20 protein-coding genes, 1 tRNA gene and 1 pseudogene are annotated in these 18,390 nt (G+C 70.2%); 6 read left to right on the forward strand and 16 right to left on the reverse strand.

What is annotated here, in order from left to right; translation table 11 throughout:
- Positions 1 to 33 precede the first annotated feature (33 nt).
- Together QE412_RS06090 and QE412_RS06095 are read left to right on the forward strand one after the other, a co-directional pair.
- Positions 34 to 290, forward strand: a pseudogene (locus QE412_RS06090) (IS3-like element ISPfr13 family transposase); the annotation flags it as partial.
- Between the two features lie 38 nt (positions 291 to 328).
- A protein-coding gene (locus QE412_RS06095; protein WP_307481242.1) for an IS3 family transposase occupies positions 329 to 1,593 on the forward strand; the annotation gives its coding sequence in 2 pieces (ribosomal slippage) (positions 329 to 632 and positions 632 to 1,593; 1,266 coding nt in all).
- 314 nt (positions 1,594 to 1,907) lie between these two features.
- Here QE412_RS06095 and QE412_RS06100 read toward each other — a convergent pair.
- Complete coding sequence (locus tag QE412_RS06100; RefSeq protein ID WP_307481244.1) at positions 1,908 to 2,144, reverse strand: helix-turn-helix transcriptional regulator; 237 nt, start codon at positions 2,142 to 2,144, stop codon at positions 1,908 to 1,910.
- 50 nt (positions 2,145 to 2,194) lie between these two features.
- Here QE412_RS06100 and QE412_RS06105 point away from each other — a divergent pair, with 50 nt between their 5' ends.
- Positions 2,195 to 2,560: a tyrosine-type recombinase/integrase gene (locus tag QE412_RS06105; protein WP_307487042.1), complete on the forward strand. Its 366-nt coding sequence runs from the start codon at positions 2,195 to 2,197 to the stop codon at positions 2,558 to 2,560.
- A 209-nt stretch (positions 2,561 to 2,769) separates the two neighbouring features.
- Here QE412_RS06105 and QE412_RS06110 read toward each other — a convergent pair.
- A tRNA-Pro gene (locus QE412_RS06110) sits at positions 2,770 to 2,843 on the reverse strand.
- Positions 2,844 to 3,120: 277 nt separating this feature from the next.
- Here QE412_RS06110 and QE412_RS06115 point away from each other — a divergent pair.
- Both QE412_RS06115 and QE412_RS06120 read left to right on the forward strand, forming a co-directional pair.
- Positions 3,121 to 3,699: a GNAT family N-acetyltransferase gene (locus QE412_RS06115; RefSeq protein ID WP_307481247.1), complete on the forward strand. Its 579-nt coding sequence runs from the start codon at positions 3,121 to 3,123 to the stop codon at positions 3,697 to 3,699.
- Between the two features lie 42 nt (positions 3,700 to 3,741).
- Entirely contained in the window at positions 3,742 to 4,125 is a 384-nt protein-coding gene (locus tag QE412_RS06120) for an RNA-binding S4 domain-containing protein (RefSeq protein WP_307481249.1), read from the forward strand.
- Between the two features lie 325 nt (positions 4,126 to 4,450).
- Here the strand turns inward: QE412_RS06120 and QE412_RS06125 are convergent, their stop codons facing one another.
- The gene (locus QE412_RS06125; RefSeq protein ID WP_307481251.1) at positions 4,451 to 5,353 is read right to left on the reverse strand and encodes an NUDIX domain-containing protein; all 903 of its coding nucleotides are present in this window, start codon (positions 5,351 to 5,353) and stop codon (positions 4,451 to 4,453) included.
- A 161-nt stretch (positions 5,354 to 5,514) separates the two neighbouring features.
- Here QE412_RS06125 and QE412_RS06130 point away from each other — a divergent pair, with 161 nt between their 5' ends.
- A complete protein-coding gene (locus QE412_RS06130; protein WP_307481253.1) occupies positions 5,515 to 5,928 on the forward strand; it encodes a GNAT family N-acetyltransferase in 414 nt (137 codons plus the stop codon).
- Between the two features lie 52 nt (positions 5,929 to 5,980).
- On the opposite strand, the gene QE412_RS06135 is transcribed toward QE412_RS06130, so the two are convergent.
- The 13 genes from QE412_RS06135 to argH form a co-directional block, all read right to left on the reverse strand.
- Entirely contained in the window at positions 5,981 to 6,424 is a 444-nt protein-coding gene (locus QE412_RS06135; protein WP_307481256.1) for a DUF805 domain-containing protein, read from the reverse strand.
- Between the two features lie 178 nt (positions 6,425 to 6,602).
- Entirely contained in the window at positions 6,603 to 8,126 is a 1,524-nt protein-coding gene (der, locus tag QE412_RS06140; RefSeq protein WP_307481258.1) for a ribosome biogenesis GTPase Der, read from the reverse strand.
- A complete protein-coding gene (cmk, locus tag QE412_RS06145; RefSeq protein WP_307481260.1) occupies positions 8,116 to 8,829 on the reverse strand; it encodes a (d)CMP kinase in 714 nt (237 codons plus the stop codon). Before cmk ends, der begins: the two co-directional genes overlap by 11 nt.
- Complete coding sequence (locus QE412_RS06150) at positions 8,822 to 9,955, reverse strand: prephenate dehydrogenase (RefSeq protein ID WP_307481261.1); 1,134 nt, start codon at positions 9,953 to 9,955, stop codon at positions 8,822 to 8,824. The genes cmk and QE412_RS06150 overlap by 8 nt, the downstream gene beginning before the upstream one ends.
- Positions 9,956 to 10,010: 55 nt before the next feature.
- Positions 10,011 to 10,763: a pseudouridine synthase gene (locus tag QE412_RS06155; RefSeq protein WP_307481263.1), complete on the reverse strand. Its 753-nt coding sequence runs from the start codon at positions 10,761 to 10,763 to the stop codon at positions 10,011 to 10,013.
- Positions 10,760 to 11,443 carry an SMC-Scp complex subunit ScpB gene (scpB, locus tag QE412_RS06160; protein ID WP_307481265.1) on the reverse strand — a complete coding sequence of 228 codons (684 nt, stop codon included), beginning with the start codon at positions 11,441 to 11,443 and terminating at the stop codon, positions 10,760 to 10,762. Before scpB ends, QE412_RS06155 begins: the two co-directional genes overlap by 4 nt.
- Positions 11,433 to 12,302: a segregation and condensation protein A gene (locus tag QE412_RS06165; RefSeq protein WP_373426533.1), complete on the reverse strand. Its 870-nt coding sequence runs from the start codon at positions 12,300 to 12,302 to the stop codon at positions 11,433 to 11,435. Before QE412_RS06165 ends, scpB begins: the two co-directional genes overlap by 11 nt.
- A complete protein-coding gene (locus tag QE412_RS06170; protein WP_307481267.1) occupies positions 12,286 to 13,188 on the reverse strand; it encodes a ParA family protein in 903 nt (300 codons plus the stop codon). Before QE412_RS06170 ends, QE412_RS06165 begins: the two co-directional genes overlap by 17 nt.
- A gap of 156 nt (positions 13,189 to 13,344) precedes the next feature.
- Entirely contained in the window at positions 13,345 to 14,139 is a 795-nt protein-coding gene (locus tag QE412_RS06175) for a DUF4184 family protein (RefSeq protein WP_307481269.1), read from the reverse strand.
- Position 14,140: 1 nt separating this feature from the next.
- Positions 14,141 to 15,454, reverse strand: a complete 1,314-nt coding sequence (gene tyrS / locus QE412_RS06180; RefSeq protein ID WP_307481271.1) for a tyrosine--tRNA ligase — start codon at positions 15,452 to 15,454, stop codon at positions 14,141 to 14,143.
- 98 nt (positions 15,455 to 15,552) lie between these two features.
- Entirely contained in the window at positions 15,553 to 16,263 is a 711-nt protein-coding gene (locus QE412_RS06185) for a hypothetical protein (protein WP_307481273.1), read from the reverse strand.
- Positions 16,260 to 16,907, reverse strand: a complete 648-nt coding sequence (locus tag QE412_RS06190) for a SatD family protein (RefSeq protein WP_307481275.1) — start codon at positions 16,905 to 16,907, stop codon at positions 16,260 to 16,262. The genes QE412_RS06185 and QE412_RS06190 overlap by 4 nt, the downstream gene beginning before the upstream one ends.
- A gap of 51 nt (positions 16,908 to 16,958) precedes the next feature.
- Positions 16,959 to 18,389 (reverse strand): argininosuccinate lyase, encoded by a 1,431-nt coding sequence (gene argH / locus QE412_RS06195; protein ID WP_307481277.1) that lies wholly within the window; start codon positions 18,387 to 18,389, stop codon positions 16,959 to 16,961.
- Position 18,390: the final 1 nt, after the last annotated feature.

Consider the following 18,390-nt stretch of genomic DNA (forward strand, 5'->3'; position numbering starts at 1 on the left):
AATTTTACTATAGCAGCGAAGCGTGGAATCCGCCAGGGGTCCTACGGGCGGCGGAAGATGACCGTACTGATCGGAGGACCTCGATCCATGTCGCGTCGCGAGGCGCGGTCGACCGGGCCACGCGCGCTCGGGCTCTCGGGCGTCCGCCGCGACAAGGGCATCCGCACCTCGATGTCCGCCAAAGACGGGATCCACGCCGGGGACCTGCTCAACGTGACTTCACCGCACCGCGGCCAGATCACACCTGGGTGATGGACTTCACCTACGTCAGAAGTGAAGCGCCCTGGGTTTGTTGGAGGCTCCTGGCCTTGGAAACGAGGATGGAGTTATGCCGAAGGAAAAGGCGATCGGGAAGCCGACGACGCGTCGGTATTCGAGCGAGGAGAAGGCCGCCGCGGTGCGAATGGTGCGAACGCTGCGCGCCGAGTTGGGTGTCACGCAAGGGACGGTGCAGCGGGTCGCGTCGCAGCTCGGATACGGGGTCGAATCCGTGCGCACCTGGGTCAAGCAAGCTGACATCGACGACGGCGTCGCGCCGGGCGTGACCTCGTCGGAGGCGGCTCGGGTGCGGGAGTTGGAGCAAGAAGTCCGGGAGTTGCGTCGCGCCAACGAGATCCTCAAGCGTGCGGCGAGTTTCTTCGGGGCGGAGCTCGACCGCCAACACCGGAAGTAGTCGCGTTCGTCGACGCGAACAAGGACGACATCGTCGAGGGGCGCCCGCTCGGAGTCGAGCCCATCTGCGCACTGCTGCAGGTGGCTCCGAGCACGTACTACGCCGCCCGTGATCGGGCGCCGTCGGCGCGAGCGGTGAACGACGCGGTCGTGATGCCGGAGCTGGTGCGGCTGTGGATGGAGAACTACTGCGTCTACGGGGTCCGCAAGCTCTGGAAGGCGGCCCGCCGCGACGGGATCGACATCGGCCGAGACCAGACGGGTCGGTTGATGCGCGCTGCGGGGATCGAGGGCGCGAGACGGTCGAAGCGGGTCAAGACAACATGCCCTGATCCTGCCGCTGCGCGTCACCCGGATCTGGTGAAGCGGGAGTTCACCGCGACTGCCCCGAACCGGCTCTGGGTGACGGACCTCACGTTCGTACCGACCTGGGCCGGTGTCGCCTACGTCTGCTTCATCATCGACGCGTTCAGCCGGATGATCGTGGGATGGCGGGTCGCGTCGCACATGCGCACCGACATGGTCCTCGACGCGATCGAGATGGCCCGGTGGTCCCGCGGCGCCCGCCACCACGACCTGCGCTGTCATTCCGATGCGGGCAGTCAATTCACGTCGATCCGCTACGGCGAACGCCTCGCGGACATCGGGGCCACCCCGTCGATCGGGACCGTCGGCGACAGCTATGACAACGCCCTGGCAGAGACCGTGAACGGCTACTACAAGACTGAACTCGTCCGCGGACCCGCCCGATCCGGGCCCTGGAAGACGGTCGAGGACCTCGAGCTCGCGACCCTCGGGTGGGTGCACTGGCACAACACTCAACGCCTCCACGGCTACCTCGGCGACATCCCGCCCATCGAGTTCGAGCAGGCGTTCTATGCTGACCAAACGACCAGCGATCAGCTGGTGGGAATCAAATAGCGCGAGTCTCCATCAGACCCAGGGCGCTTCATTCCCTGATCCCTCTCGTGATCGGTCCGTGGCTCCACACTCATCATGTTTCTCCGCGCTATCAGCATCGCGCGGCATCTTGCTGGCCGAACGGAGAATGTCCGATGCCACGCAAGTGTCGGAGCGGCGCTAAGTCCCGAGGTCGGCGCACCCGCCTCGGTCGCGTGGATAGCCTCCTCAGCGCGGCACCGCGGCCACTTGCCGCTCGCGAAGCGCAGGTCGACGGCGGCAGGCATTGGGTAGGACCTGACCTGAATCGGCTTAGACGCCTGAGTCACGCGCGGCTAGCTGAGGCCTGAGCGGAGGTAGGCCAGGGCGGTGTCCGCCGGAAGCGGCCGCGGCGCGTGGTGCCTGCCTGTTCGCGTGAGATCGGTGATGCGGTCGGTGCGGAACACACGCCAGCCCGCGCGATCCAGGTCCCAGCACAGCAGATACCAGTGCGCGTCGAGGTGGACGTGGCGGTGGGGTTCGCCGCGTCGCCGGCTCGCGGTGCCGTGCATATCGACGTAGGCGAAGGTCACGATTTCGCAGAGAGCGCCGTGTTCCGATCCTCGACCCGCTCCGCCCGATCCTGGAACGCCTCGCGGAAGGCAAGGAGCCCGAGGACCGGCTGCTGGTCGGCCCGAAGGGCGGCGCTCTCACGACCGCGACCGTGCGGGACGCGACGAACTGGGACCAGATCGTCAGCGATCTCGGCCTCCCCGACCTCACTCGGCACGGCCTCCGGCACACCGGAGCCACCTGGATGGCCGACGCAGGCATCCCGCTGCACGTCCTCCAGGACATCCTCGGCCACGCCTCCGTCGAGACCACCCGCGTATACGTGCACCCCGACGACCGACACCTTGCATCAGCCGCAGAGCAAGCCAACGCTTTCCTCGCCCGATCCAACAACGCCAGCCCACCAAGTCGGCGCGGGGCCTCGAGGTCACTTTGACGAGTAGCCAGGAACCACGATCAGATGCCCTGGTCCCCTTTTGGTCCCCCTATCCACAGGCGACGACTTCCAGAGAACCAGATACGCCCTCCGCCGTCTATGGGCCGGCGCCGATGCCTTGGCGAGGGGACCAGAGGGGGACCAACGAAAACCCGTCGCCAGACATGACGAAGCCCTGATGAAAATTGCTTCTCATCAGGGCTTTTCCGTCGGGATGACAGGATTTGAACCTGCGACCCCTTGACCCCCAGTCAAGTGCGCTACCAAGCTGCGCCACATCCCGTTGTTTAGTTTTCGAGCTACTGCGCCGCCGTAACCCACTTGACCCCCAGTCAAGTGCGCTACCAAGCTGCGCCACATCCCGTCGCCCGCGGGCGGGCAACTCCCCTATATTAGCCGCTCCGCGACCGTGCCGCGAACCGGGCGCACCCCGGGCGTGTGCGCAGCGCCGAAGCGCACCCCGATACGGCCAGCCGCACCCCGGACGTGTGCGCACGAGCGAGAGGCGGCCGAGGCCAAGAGCCCTTGCCGGTGTCGGACCCCCTCGCTACCGTCGCCCCATGAGCATCGAGATCCTCCCCGCGACCGGCGACCGCTTCGACGACGCCGAGGTCGCGCTCGACAGCGGCGACGGGCCCGAGTGCCAGTGCCAGTGGTGGCTCCTGCCGAACGGCCCCTGGAAGGAGGCATCCGTCTCCCAACGCACCGAGCTCTTCCGCGCCGAGTTCCGCGACGCGCGCCCGCCCGGACTCATCGCCTACGTCGACGGCGAACCCGCCGGGTGGGTACGCGTCGGACCCCGCACCGCGCAACCGCGCCTGGCGCGCACGCGCGACGTCACGGCATCCACGACCGAACCCCTCGATGACGACGACGTCTGGGCGGTCTCGTGCTTCGTCGTCCGCAAAGAGCACCGCGGCGAGGGCCTCACCGCCAAACTTCTGGATGCCGCCGTCTCCGCCGCCCGCGACGGCGGCGCCCGAGTGGTCGAGGGGTATCCGCTCGACCCGACCGCCGCGAAGCGTTCGTCGAACCAGCTCTTCCGCGGCACCGTCTCGGTGTTCGAGGCCGCCGGCTTCGACGTCGTCGACCGGCCGAAGCCCGACCGGGCACTGGTCTCCCTCGCGCTGCGCGACTGACCGCGCGTCTTACGATGGAGGTTCGCCGACGAAAGACCTGACATGACGGATGCCGCGACCACCGCGCGCGTGGACGCCTGGCTCTGGGCGGTCCGGGTCTACAAGACCCGCTCGGCCGCCACGACAGCCTGCCGCGCGGGTCACGTGCGCGTCAACGGCGAGCGGGCGAAGGCGGCCCAACCCGTGCGCCCGGGCGACGAGCTGCGAGTGCGCATCCACGGCTTCGACCGCATCCTCGTGGTGAAGAAGACTCTCGCCAAGCGCGTCGGTGCCGCACTTGTCGCCGAAGCGCTCGACGATCGCACTCCCCCGCCGCCGCCCCGCGAGAGCATGCCGTTCGTGCCGGTCCGCGACCGCGGCGCGGGCCGCCCCACGAAGCGCGACCGCCGCGAGATCGAGAAGCTCCGCGGTCGCGACCTCGACTGAGACCACCACGCCCGGCTGCACACCGTCCGCGATCCGCGGCATCAAGCCCGCTCCGCCCCGCACGAGCAGGACCGGCGAGCAGGACCGGCGAGCAGGCCAGGCGCGCCCACCGGCCGGTGACGAGCGGAGGACGCGGGATAAGCGAAGGACGAAGGACAAGCGGAGGACGCGGGACAAGCGGAGGACGGATTGGCGGACACGCTCATCCGCCGGCCCCCGCGCCTCCGTTCGTCACGCCGGCCGGCACCGCCAACCGACACCGGCGGCCTCGCCTCGACCGGCACGAAGCGCCCGCGCAACGCACGACGGTCGAGATGCGCCGCCGTCAGCCCAGTTGGTCCAGCAACCACCGCGTCCCGCGGACCGACGCCCCGAGCGCCTCCACCCGCGCCGCGAGACCGCGGTCACTGGTCACGACGATCACCGGGTTCCACGGGCCCACGAGCTCCGCCGCCACCCGCACGATCTCGTCGTCGCCTGAGCCGCTCGCCCGCCGCACCGCGACACTTTCGCCCTCGCCCTCGACCACACGCGCCTCACCCTCCAGCACCGCCGTCACCCGCGGGAACCAGCGCGTGGCGGAGAGGCCGAGGGTCTCGGCATCCATTCCTCTCACCGACAGCGCGCTCAGACGAGCCAGCAGGCGTGCGGCGGCACCGGCGCGGTCCTTCCACCAGCCGTCGGGGACCGACCCGACGACGTTGGCGACGTCGACGACGACCGCCGGGCGCAGAGACAGGGCCGAGCGCAGCGCCGGCCACGACGCGGCGAAGCCCGGATGCAACGACAGCGACTCCACCTCGTCGACGGGTACCCACTCCAGCGCCACGCTCTCGGGGTCGCTGATCACGGGCGCGAACGGAGTCGTCACGTCGGCGACGAGGGTCGTGTACGTCCAGATGCCGAGATCGAGCACGCTCTCGAACCGGGCACACACGGCATCCGTCGGAACCCCGGCTTCTTCGCTCGACTCGCGCAGGGCGCCGTCGCGGGCGGATTCGCCCTCGTGCCGGGCACCGCCGGGAAGCGCCCAGGTGTTGCCGAAGTGACTCCACGACACGCGATGCTGCAGCAGTACACCGCGTCGGGCGTCGAGGGCCAGCAGTCCGGCAGCGCCGAAGCGGCCCCAGTATTTCTCGCCCGTGGGCGCGACGACCCAGGCGTCGCCGGGGTCACGGGGCCCGTGCGGACGCCGCGGTTCGCCCGGGGCGGGAGGTTCGATGGTCATCGCGTCCAGCCTGGCACACGCGGGCTCCGCGGGCATCGTCGCTCGTCACATCGTGTCGCGCCGGCCGATCCTGCCGCACGGGCGACGGCGACATCCATCCGCCGCGGTATGGATCACCCCGATCGACGATTCGAGCCGCCGGGAGGATCGACAATCGGTGCATGGAGTACGAATTCGACACCGACCCCGCGCGCATCCCCCGCGACGCCGTGTGGGCGTGGCTGAGCACCGAGGCGTATTGGGGACGCACCCGCTCCCGCGCCGACGTCGACGCTCAACTCGACAGCGCCTGGCGAGTGGTCGGCGTGTACCACCCCGAGACGGGTCGGCTCGTGGGCTTCGCCCGCGCCGTGTCGGATGGCGTGACGTTCGCCTACTTGGCCGACGTGTTCGTCGTCGACGGCCACCGCGGGCAGGGGGTGGGGTCGAGGATCGTCCGTACGATGATCGACGAGGGTCCGGGCGCGCACTTCCGCTGGGTCCTGTTCACGCGCGACGCGCACGAGGTCTACCGACGCTTTGGCTTCGCCGAGCCGGACGAGACGGCGATGGTCCGCCCCGCATCCTCGTCCTGACAGCGTCGCGCCCCGGCTCCGCGAGCGGAGTCGGGGCGCGACGTAGAAGGTGTCAGCGGTCGAAACGCGCGCCCTCGGGCTTGGGTCCGAGCAGCGTGAAGACGAACAGCACGATGCCACCGACGATGGGAACCAGGCCGATGAAGACCCAGAAGCCACTCTTGTCGGAGTCGTGCAGGCGACGCACGAGCAGCGCGAGCCAGGGCACGATCGTCGCGAGGCCCCAGAGCAGGTAGATGATGTAGAACACCAGGCCCAGCCCCGACGGTGCCACGGCGTTTCCGAACTCGTCGATGGTGCGACCACCGGTGAAGGAGGCGAGCAGGTTCAGCGCGAAGCCCACGAGGAACATCACGAGAACCATCCACCAGTACTCGCTGCGGCTGGCGCGGCCCGCGAAGGTCGCGTACTTCTTGAAGAAGCGCTGCACGGCGGCGCCGATGGGGGCGCCGTAGTACGGCTGGTTGAGAGGCGGCTCGGTCGTAGAAGTCGTCATGGAGATCCCCCTGAAGAGTGTGTGGTTCTTTACGACAGAGGTGGGATTGGCCCACCCGTCACTGCACCCTACCGAACCTGAGTGTTCGCTGAGCGAATATCGTGAACTTCACCTCCACAAACGCAAACGACGAACGCCCCGGTTCCGCGGAGGGAGCCGGGGCGTTCGGCAATCGAACTCAGCGCTGGCGCTTCTCGCGAATGCGCATGTTCAGCACGATGGGCGTGCCCTCGAAGCCGTAGATCTCGCGCAGGCGCCGCTGGATGAACCGGCGGTAGCCCGGGTCGAGGAACCCGGTCGTGAACAGCACGAACGTCGGCGGACGCGTCGCCGCCTGCGTGCCGAACAGGATGCGGGGCTGCTTGCCGCCGCGCAGCGGGTGCGGGTGCTCGGCGACGAGCTCCGAGAGGAAGGCGTTGAACTTGCCGGTGGGGATGCGGGTGTCCCACGACTCCAGCGCCTGCTCGAGCGCCGGCACGAGCTTGTCGAGGTGGCGACCGGTGCGCGCCGAGATGTTCACGCGCGGAGCCCAGGCGACGTGGGCCAGGTCCTGCTCGATCTCGCGCTCGAGGTAGCGGCGACGGTCCTGGTTCTCCATGTCGTCGTCGTTCAGGCGATCCCACTTGTTGAACGCCAGCACGAGAGCGCGGCCCGACTCGAGCACGAGGTCGATGATGTTGAGGTCCTGCACGCTGATCGGCTGCGACACGTCGAGCACGACGACGGCGACCTCGCTCTTCTCCAGCGCGGTCGAGGTGCGCAGCGACGCGTAGAAGTCGGCGCCCTGCGACAGGTGCACGCGGCGACGGATGCCGGCGGTGTCGACCAGCGTCCAGAGCTTGCCGCCGAGCTCGACGACCTCGTCCACCGGATCGCGGGTCGTGCCCGCGAGCTCGTTGACGACGACGCGCTCTTCACCGGCGGCCTTGTTCAGCAGCGACGACTTGCCGACGTTCGGGCGACCGAGGATCGCGACGCGGCGGGGTCCGCCGATCTCGTACTTGGCGACGGCCGAGACCTCGGGCAGCACTTTCATGAGCTCGTCGAGCAGGTCGGCGACACCGCGACCGTGGATGGCCGACACGGGGTGCGGCTCACCCAGACCGAGGTTCCACAGGGCCGTGGCCTCGGGCTCCTGGCGGGCGTCGTCGACCTTGTTGGCGATGAGGAAGACGGGCTTCTTGCTCTTGCGCAGCAGCTTCACGACGTGCTCGTCGGTCGAGGTCGCGCCCACCGTGGCATCCACCACGAAGAGCACGACGTCGGCGAGGTCGATCGCGACCTCCGCTTGGGCTGCGACCGAGCGGTCGATGCCCTTCGCGTCGGGCTCCCACCCGCCGGTGTCGACCAGCGAGAAGCGGCGATCGAGCCACTCCGCCTTGTACGTGACGCGGTCGCGGGTGACACCGGGGGTGTCCTCCACGACGGCCTCGCGGCGGCCCAGGATGCGGTTCACCAGCGCCGACTTGCCCACGTTCGGGCGGCCGACGATCGCGACCACCGGCAGCGCGGGCAGGAATTCGATCGCTCCTTCACCCGACGCGAGACCGGCGAGCAGTGCCGCGTCATCCTCGTCCAGGTCGAAGTCCTCGAGACCCGCGCGCAGCGCTTCGGCCCGCTGCTCGGCCAGGACTTCGTCCAGCTCGGCCATCTTCTCGGCGAGCTGGTCGGGCCCGCCTTCGTACTCGTCTTCAACGCCCATCGCGGGCTCCCATCGTGGAGTCGACGACGTCCAGCACGGCGTCGACGGTCTGTTCGAAATCGAGGTGGGTCGAGTCGACGACCTGCACGCCGGGCGCGGCGGTGAGGAAGTCGACGACCGTGGAATCAGCGGCATCCCGCTTGTGCAGGGCGGCGGCGACGGCCGCGGCATCCTGTGTCGTCAGCTCTTTGCTGCGGCGCGCGGCACGCACTTCGGGCGCCGCGGTCAGCAGGATGCGCACGAGCGCGTCGGGGAACACCACCGTGGTGATGTCGCGACCCTCGACCACGACGCCCGGAGAACCCGCGGATGCCACGAGCCGGCGGAACAGCTCGTTCACGGCCTTGCGCACGGGGGCGACCCGGGCCACGCCGCTCACGGCGTCTGTCACACGGGGCTCGCGGATCGCGGTGGTGACATCGACGGAGCCGACCCGCACCCAGCGGTCGGTCGTGTCGAGCGAGATCGCGTAGTCGAAGTCGCCGAACACCTCGAGCACCGCGGTGGCGTCAGAGGTGTCGACGCCGTGCTCCAGCGCGTGCCAGGCGAGCGCGCGGTAGGCGGCGCCGGTGTCGAGGAAGCCGTAGCCGAGCCGCTGGGCGGCGGCCTTCGACACGCTCGACTTGCCGCTTCCGGCGGGGCCGTCGATCGCGACGACGACGGGGCCGGAACCGAACGGGGGCTTCAACAAAGACTCAGTCATGGGTGGTACTCGCAATCCGCCATCCGCGCTGCTGGAGCCCGTCGACAGCGCGCCGGACCGCGTCGGGGACGACGCTGATCTCGGCGAGGCCGAACGGTGCTCCGGGCGAGTGCTCGAGGCGCAGGTCTTCGACGTTGACGTCGAGGTCTCCGAGCTCGCCGAAGAGGCGGCCCAGCTGTCCGGAGGTGTCGTCGACCATGACGACGAAACTGTCGAAACGGCGGTTCTGGCCGTGCTTGCCGGGCAGGCGCTCCACGCCTTCGTTGCCGCGGCGGATCGTGTCGGCCACCGCGCGGCGGGCGCCCGGGGCGTCGGGCTCGCGCAGGGCGTCGGCGACGTCGGTGAGGTCGGCGGCGAGCCGGTCGAGCACGTCGACCACCGGAGCGGCGTTGGCACCGAGGATCTGCACCCACAGCTCGGGGGCGGATGCCGCGATGCGGGTGGTGTCGCGCACCCCCTGCCCCGCGAGACGGAGCGAGCCGTCGGGGGCCTCGACGAAGCGTCCGGCGAGCAGGCTCGCGACCAGCTGCGGCACGTGCGACATGAGCGCGACAGATTCGTCGTGCTCTTCGGGCGTCATCTCGATGAGCGTCGCGCCGAGGTCGAGGGCGAGTCCCTCCACCAACGACAGATCGTGCGCCGAGGTCTCGCCGTCGCGGCAGACGACCCACGGGCGACCGACGAAGATGTCGGCGCGGGCCGAGATCGCTCCCCCGCGCTCGCGCCCGGCCATGGGGTGTGAGCCGATGTAGTGCGTGAGGTCGACGCCGCGCTCGCGCAGGGTGCGCAGCGGCTCGAGCTTGACGCTCGCGACGTCGGTGACGACCGTCTCCGGGAACGCCTTCAACTCGCGCTCGACGACGTCGGCGGTGACGTCGGGGGGCACGGCCACGACGATGAGCGAGGGTCGGTCGTCGTCGCGCGCGGCGCGACCGGCGCCGTAATCGATCGCGAGGCGCAGCTGCGAGGGCGAGGCGTCGACGAGCACGACGTCGACGCCGAGCGCGGTCAGGGCGTGCCCGATGCTCGCGCCCAGAAGGCCGGAGCCGACGATCCGCACCGTCCCGCTCGTGCGGGTCGCCAAAGGCACGGCCGCGCGCGCGGACGTTCCGTTCGGTTCGGTCATCGGGTCTCCTGCTGCCCTGCGCGGCGTCTGCCGCGCCGCGGGGCGCCCGCGAGGCTCACTCCGCCGGAGTGTCGCCGTCTCGACGAGACAGCGTGAGCAGGGCGCCGCGTTCTACTGTAGTCAACTCGCGCGCCGAACCCACCGGGAGTGTTCCCAGGTGCAGCGGCCCGAACTGCCGCCGCACGAGTTCGACGACCGGGTGGCCGACCTCGGCCATCATGCGCCGCACGATCCGGTTCTTGCCCGAGTGCAGCGTGAGCTCCACGAGGCTCTCACCGCGTGAGGAGTCGAGCAGGCGCGCCTTGTCGGCCGCGATCCGCCCGTCCTCCAGCTCGACGCCCTTGATGAGGCGTTGGATGGTCTGCGGCAGCACCTGCCCCTCGACCTTGGCGATGTAGACCTTGGTCACCCCGAACGACGGGTGCGCGAGCACGTGCGCGAGGTCGCCGTCGTTGGTCAGCACGAGGAGGCCGCTCGTGTCGGCATCCAGTCGCCCGACGTTGAACAGGCGCTCGTCCCAGTCCTTCGCGTAGCGGCGCAGGTCGGGGCGCCCGCGATCGTCGCTCATCGAGCTCACGACGCCGGTGGGCTTGTTCAGGATGACGTACCGCTTGGACGCATCGAGCTGAATCGCCGTGCCGTCGACGTCGACGAGGTCGTTCTCGGGGTGGATGCGCGAGCCGAGCTCGGTGACGACCGCGCCGTTCACGCGCACGCGACCCTCGACGATCATCTGCTCCGCGACGCGGCGCGAGGCCACCCCGGCGTTGGCCAGCACCTTCTGCAGGCGGACGCCCTCTTCGCTCATTTCAGGACCTCTCCGTCGAATCCGTCGGCGCCGTCGTCGAGCAACGGCGAGATATGGGGCAGCTCGTCGAGCGAGTTGATGCCGAGGTTGACCAGCAGCTGGTCGGTGGTTCCGTAGTGGATCGCGCCCGTGTCGGGGTCGGTGAACACCTCGGCGATGAGCCCCCGCGCGAGCAGCGTCCGCACGACCGAGTCGACGTTCACGGCGCGGATGGATGCCACCTGCCCGCGCGTGACGGGCTGCTTGTACGCGATGACGGCCAGGGTCTCCAGCGCCGCCTGCGACAGCCGGGAGGGCGCTTGGGTGTTGACGAAGTCGCCCACGACGTCGTCGTACTCCTCGCGCACATAGAGGCGCCAGCCGCCGCCGACCTCGCGCAGCTCGAAGCCGCGGACCGGTCCCCCGGTCTTGCCGTCGTAGTCGGCGACGAGTCCCTCGACGGCCTGGCGTACAGCGGGAACGGGGGCGCTGACGGCCGCAGCGAGGCTCACCAGGCTCTGCGGCTGGTCGATCACGAGCAGGATCGCCTCCAGGCGGCGAGCGACGGATGCCGGATCGCTCGGCCGCGCGGCGGGCTCGGCGGTTCCCGCGGCGGCGTCGGTCGGCGAGTCACCCGGGCCGGGCGCCCGCTCTCCGCTCTGCGCGCCCGTGCCGGACGGGGTCACGGGATCAGCGGTCATAGTCGGCTCCCAGGGCGGCGAGGTTCTCTTCCGACCATCTCTCGGCGGTCCAGCGCAGCGTCAGCTCCCCCAGCGGCTCGAGCTGCTCGAACGACAGCGCGGCGTGACGGTACAGCTCGAGGATCGACAGAAAGCGCGCGACGACGACCCCCGTCTCGGTGACGCCGGCGACGAGGTCGCGGAAGTTCAGGGTGCCCGCCGAGCGCAGCAGCGTCACGACGATCGCGGCCTGCTCGCGGATGCTCACCAGCGGCGCGTGCAGGTGGTCGAGCCCGACGGTGGGGATCTGCTTGGGCGCGAGCGCGACGACGGCGAGGGCAGCGAAATCGTCGAGGCTGAGGGTCCACACGAGTTCCGGCACGGCCGCACGATACTTGTCGTCGAGGCGCACCTCTCGAGTGTGCCGACGATCCTCCCGCTGCAGGCAGCGCGCGAACCACGCCGACACCTCTTTGAACGCCCGGTACTGCAGCAGTCGGGCGAAGAGCAGGTCACGCGCTTCGAGCAGCGCCACGGATTCGGCATCCACGACCTCGCCCTGGGGCAGGAGACCCGCGATCTTCATGTCGAGCAGGGTGGCGGCCACGACGAGGAACTCGGACGCTTCGTCGAGGTCCTGCTCGGGGCCGAGCTGGCGCAGGTAGGCGATGAACTCGTCGGTCACGCGGCTGAGGGCGACCTCGGTGATATCGAGCTCGGCGCGCGAGATGAGGGTCAGCAGCAGGTCGAACGGTCCGTCGAAGACGGGGAGGGTGACGCGGAAGCCGGCCTCGGTCAGGTCCTCTGCGTCAGCGGGCGGCGTGGGCGTCGCGACCGGTCTGGACGCGGGGTCGGCGATCTGGTCAGGCGACGGCGCCACGGGCGACCAGCTCCCGCGCCAGCCGCAGGTACGCCTGGGCGGCGGCGTGCTCGGGCGCGAACTCCGTGATCGGCATGCCCGAGACCGAGGCATCCGGGAACTTCACCGTGCGGCCGATGACCGTCTCGAGCACGTCGTCGCCGAACGCCTCGACCACGCGCTCGAGCACTTCGCGCGAGTGCAGCGTGCGGGGGTCGTACATGGTGGCCAGCACGCCGTCGAGCTCGATCGCGGGGTTGAGGCGGTCACGCACCTTGTCGATCGTCTCGACCAGCAGTGCCACGCCGCGCAGCGCGAAGAACTCGCACTCGAGCGGGATGAGCACCCCGTGCGCCGCGGTGAGCGCGTTCACGGTGAGCAGGCCCAGCGACGGCTGGCAGTCGATGAGGATCACGTCGTAGTCGGCCGCGACCTTGCGCAGCACCCGGGCGAGGATCGTCTCGCGGGCGACCTCGTTGACCAGGTGCACCTCGGCGGCGGAGAGGTCGATGTTCGCCGGCAGCACGTCCAGGCCCTCGACGCGGGTCTGCACGATGACCTCGTGCGGATCGCGCTTGGTGTCCAGCAGCAGGTCGTAGATCGTCGGCACGTCGTGCGTCTGGATGCCGAGACCCGCCGACAACGCCCCCTGCGGGTCGAAGTCGATCGCGAGAACGCGGCGGCCGTACCCGGCGAGCGATGCGGCCAGGTTGATCGTCGTCGTGGTCTTGCCGACGCCGCCCTTCTGGTTGCACAGCGCGATGATGCGCGCGGGACCGTGGCTGTCGAGAGCCGGCGGGGTGGGGAACCCCTGGTACGGGCGACCGGTGGGCCCGAGGATGACCTCGTCCGCGCCCGACTTCGTGCCCTTCGTGCTCGCCGACACCGAATCTCCCGCCTTCGTCATAACGAGACCCGAGTCTACCCGCCACCCGCTCCGCCACCCGGCGTGACCCGCGGGCAGGCCGTGCCCCGAGGCTCGTCGAGCATGCCCCCCCTCCTCGGGCACCCGCCGTGCGCACAACCTCCGCGATGCACACACCCTCAGCCCGAAACAGCCGGATCAGCCGACCCTGTGCGAATCACTGAGTGTGTGCCGGAGCTGTACCACCACGGCGAGCACGAGCGTCGCCACGCCCCACGCGGCGGCGACCCTCACCAGCACCCCGTAGATCAGGTGGGTGGGCGTGTAATCGGCGTCGAATCCGCCCGCGATGGTCACCGCGACAAGGGATGCCGCGACCAACACGATCGGCAGCGACAGCCACCACGCCACGCGCACGGCATCCGGAAGCACCCGCCGGACCGCAATCGCCGACCGCCGCGAGAGCCACCACAGCCCGAACGCGCCGAGCCCCGCGAGCCCGAGCACCCCCGACCCGTACTGCAGCCACTTCACGCCCGCCAGCGGCCCCCACTGCTCCTCGAGCGCCGGGAAGAGGGCGTCGCCCGCGCGACCCTCGTGCGTGAAGAAGTCCCACCCGACGTGCGTGACCACCCCGAGCGCGAGCGACAGCACGAGCCACAGGATGCCGACCACTCCCCCGCTCAGCGTCTCGCGTGCGGCCGCGAGGGCTCCGGCATCCCACTCGTCGGGCAGTCGATCGGCGATGCGCCGCGGTACCAGCTCGCGCGTCGCCGGGCGCAAGACGCACCGCCACACGAGCAGCAGCACGAACGCCATGACGACCGTGACCGGCAGCCACACCAGATCGTGGGTCATCGCGTACGGGGGCACGATGCCCCGCAGGAACAGGGGCAGATCGGGCGTCATCGCTCCGATCGCGATCGCCGCCGGAACCAGCGGTGTCCGCACGAAAGGCAGGGCGACGACCGCGTGGCTGACGGTGAACGGCATGTCAGCTCAGGAACAGCCCGGCGAGCGTCTTCTTGCCGCGGCGCAGCACGGAGACACCGCCGGGGAGGGTCCCCTCGACGATCGCGTCGTCGCTGGTCACCTTCACCCCGTCGAGTGTCACGCCGCCCTGCGCGATCGCGCGCCGCGCGTCGCTCAAGCTGGCCGACAAGCCGGTCGCGGTGAGCGCCTCGACCACGGTGGAGCCGGCGGGGAGCGTCGCGTGCGGCAATTCCTCCAGTGCGGTGCGCAGCACGTCGGCATCCAGCGCCGTGACGTCACCCTGACCGAACAGCGCCTCGGTCGCGGCGATCACAGCCTCGGCGGCCGCGGGTCCGTGCACCGTGGTGACGACCTCGCGGGCCAGGCGTTTCTGCGCGGCGCGGCGGAACGGCTCGGTCTCGACGAGAGCCGCGTACTCCTCGATCTCGGCGCGCGTGAGGAAGGTGAACACCTTGAGGCGCTCGATCACGTCGCGGTCGTCGGTGTTCAGCCAGAACTGGTGCATCGCCCACGGGCTGCACATCTGGGCATCCAGCCAGATCGCGTTGCCCTCGCTCTTGCCGAACTTCGTGCCGTCGCTGTTGGTGATCAGCGGCGTGCCGATGGCGTGCACCGATGCGCCCTCGACCTTGCGCACGAGGTCGGTGCCGCTGGTGAGGTTGCCCCACTGGTCGCTGCCGCCGGTCTGCAGCACGCAGCCGTACTGGCGGTACAGCTCGAGGTAGTCCATGCCCTGCAGGATCTGGTAGCTGAACTCGGTGTAGCTGATGCCCGCCTCGGAGTTCAGGCGCGCGCTCACGGCATCCTTCTTCAGCATCGTGCCGACGCGGAAGTGCTTGCCGATCTCGCGCAGGAAGTCGATGGCGCTGAGCGGCGCGGTCCAGTCGAGGTTGTTGACGATGCGCGCGGCACTGTCGCCCTCGAAGCTCAGGAAACGCTCGACCTGTGCGCGCAGGCGCGCCACCCATTCGGCGACGGTCTCGGGCGTGTTGAGCGTGCGTTCCGCGGTCGGACGCGGGTCGCCGACGAGACCCGTCGAGCCGCCGACGAGCCCGAGCGGACGGTGCCCGGCGAGCTGCAGCCGGCGCATCGTGAGCAGCTGCACGAGGTTGCCCAGGTGCAGGCTCGGGGCGGTCGGGTCGAAGCCGCAGTAGAAGACGATCGGGTCGCCGCCGAGCAGCTCGCGCAGCTCGCCCTCGTCGGTCGAGACGTGGATGAGTCCGCGATACACCAGCTCGTCCCAGACGTTGTCGAAGGTCGGGTCGTTGGCGGGGGTGAGGGCGCTCACGGGCGCCGCGTCGATCGGTGCAGACACCGGTTCAGGGTACCAGCGGGGGTCTCGGACCCCGGATGCCGCACCTCGGCGACCGTGACGGCATCCACGCGCGCCACACGGAGGGAGGGAGCACGGGTTCAGGCCGCGTGCACGCCCCACCACACCAGGAACGCCGCCGCCAAGGACGTCACCCAGCTCACGAGGCTGCCGATGAGGAAGTATTCGGCGCGATCGCCGCTGTCGCCGTCGCGCGAGATCTCGGGGAAGCGCACGATGCCCTTGGCCGCGAGCACCGCCGCGATGAGCGTGTACGCCCCGGCGAGGGTGAGCACGAACACGAGGATCCGCTCGAGCGGCCCGATCAGGCGTCCGCCCTTGAGCGCCGGCGCGACGCTCTCGTCGGCGGCGACACGTCCGCCCATCTCGGATCGCAGGGCGATGCGCACGACGGCGTTGCCCGACTCGAGCAGAAAAGCCAGGCACCCGACGACGAGCACGACGACATCGACCGACACGGCGTCGGCGGGCCGGTATGCGGCCCACATCTCGCCCAGGATGCCGGGGTGCGCGCGGCCGGGCGCGATCACCACGCATGCGGCGGCGGCGAGAGCGAGCAGCGCGACCGGCCAGAGTCCCGCGCGGGCGGGACCGTGCTCGGGCACGACCCAGGTCCAGATGGCGGCGACGGCGACGGCGAGCAGGCCCGCGATGAGCGCATCCAGGGCGACGGAGAGCGTGACGAGGGCGACGGCCGCGATCACGAGGGCCGGCCAGCGACGCACCGGCACCATCTGCCGCAGCAGGTCGACGGCGCCGACCGCGAGCAGCAGGAGGCCGGCCGCGATCATGAGCGTGCTCCCCCGGTGAGCACGGCGAAGCCCTCGACGATCGCCGCCGAACCGGCCGACGCGAGCGCCTGCGACACCGCCGACTGGCTGACCCCTTCGCGCTGCGCCAGCTCGCGCTGCGAGCGGCCGAGGCAGCGACCGTAGGTGAGTCGGCGGGTGCGTTCGCTCATCGCCGAGACGAGCTGGTCGCGAGCGAGGGCGTATGCGTTGGCGACGGCGACGATGTCGGTCATGGCGGCATGCTCTCCCTCGTCGGCGACGACCCAGGTGCGGGCGAACGGCGCCGACCGCTTCTGCAGGCGTTGGGTGTTCTCGATGGCCGCGCGGGCAGCCCACCAGGCGGGGCCTTCCGGGACCGTGCGCCCGTCGAGGTCGATGGGGCGGACCTCCCCCACCCCCACCCCGAAACGGCAGTCGACGCCGTCGGGGAGGGCGAGACGCAGCAGCAGCAGCGAGGCGAGCGCGTCGTCGAGTCGGCGGTACTGCGCCTGCAGCTCATCGCCGACGACGGCCGTGAGCGGCTCGTCGGCGAGGGGCAGGTCGGTACTCACCTCGTCGACGATGTCGGCGATGCGCCGCTGCGCGGCGGCGCGGTCGACGAGCTGCCGGGAGGCGACGATGTCGGCGATCACTGCCACGGTCATTTCATAAGCCTATCGCTTATAAACTCATTTTGATAAGCGAAAGGCTGATACTCACGGGATCAGTTCTCGAGCTGCTGCCTGCGCCCGCGATACGAGGTCGTGCCGTTGCTCGCGCACCCGATCGGGCGCGGTACCTCCCGCGCCGGTGCGACTGGCAACCGACCCCTCGATCGTGAGCACCTCGCGCACCGCCGGCGTCAACGACGACGACACGGATGCCAGAAGCGCGTCGTCGGCGTCTTCCAGGCCGATCTCGCGCTCTTCGCACGCGCGCACCAGCGCACCCGAGATCTCGTGGGCGTCACGGAACGCCACGCCCTGGCGAACGAGCCACTCGGCCACGTCGGTGGCGAGCGAGAAGCCCTGGGGGGCGAGCTCCGCCATGCGGTCGGTGTGGAAGCGCAGGGTCGCCACCATGCCGGAGAAGGCCGGGAGCACGAGCTCGAGCGTGCGCACCGAGTCGAACACGGGCTCTTTGTCTTCCTGCAGGTCGCGGTTGTACGCCAGCGGCAGGCCCTTGAGGGTCGCGAGCAACCCCGACAGGTTGCCGATCAGGCGCCCCGCCTTGCCGCGGGCCAGCTCCGCGATGTCGGGGTTCTTCTTCTGCGGCATGATGCTCGACCCCGTGGAGTACGCGTCGTCGAGGGTCACGAAGCCGAACTCGCGCGTGTTCCACAGGATGATGTCTTCGGCGAGCCGCGAGAGGTCGACACCGATCATGGCGGCGATGAAGGCGAACTCGGCCACGACGTCGCGCGACGCGGTGCCGTCGAGGGAGTTCTCGGCCGGACGCGCGAGGCCGAGGCGATCAGCCACCAGCTGCGGGTCGAGGCCGAGGGTCGCTCCGGCGAGCGCCCCGCCGCCGTAGGGCGACACCGACGCGCGTACCGACCAGTCGCGCAGACGCTCGATGCCCCGCGTGAGCGCCCATCCGTACGCCTGCAGGTGGTGCGCCAGCAGCACGGGCTGCGCGTGCTGCAGGTGCGTGCGCCCGGGCATGATCGCGCCCTCGTGGGCGTCGGCCTGCGCGACGAGCGCGTCGATGAGGCGCAGCAGCTCGCGGGTGATCGTGCGGGCGTGGTCGAGCAGATACAGGCGCACCAGGGTGGCGATCTGGTCGTTGCGGCTGCGACCGGCGCGCAGTTTGCCGCCCAGCGCCGGGCCGACCGTCTCGATGAGCACGCGTTCGAGGGCGCCATGCACGTCTTCGTCGCTCGGGGCCGCGACCAGCGACCCGTCCTGCACGCGCGCGGCGAGCTGGTCGAGACCGTCGTGCATCGCCCGCGCCTCGTCGGCGCTCAGGTAGCCGGCGGCCTCGAGGGCGGCGGCGTGCGCGTGCGAGCCCGCGATGTCGTAGAGCGCGAGGTCCCAGTCGAAGTGGGTGGAGCGGCTGAGTGCCGCCAGCTCGGGAGACGGACCGCCCGAGAAACGGGCTCCCCACAGGGCGCCCTCGTTCGTCGACTGACCGGTCTCGTGACTCATG

Source organism: Microbacterium trichothecenolyticum (genome assembly GCF_030818955.1).
Classification (GTDB): Bacteria; Actinomycetota; Actinomycetes; order Actinomycetales; family Microbacteriaceae; genus Microbacterium; species Microbacterium trichothecenolyticum_B.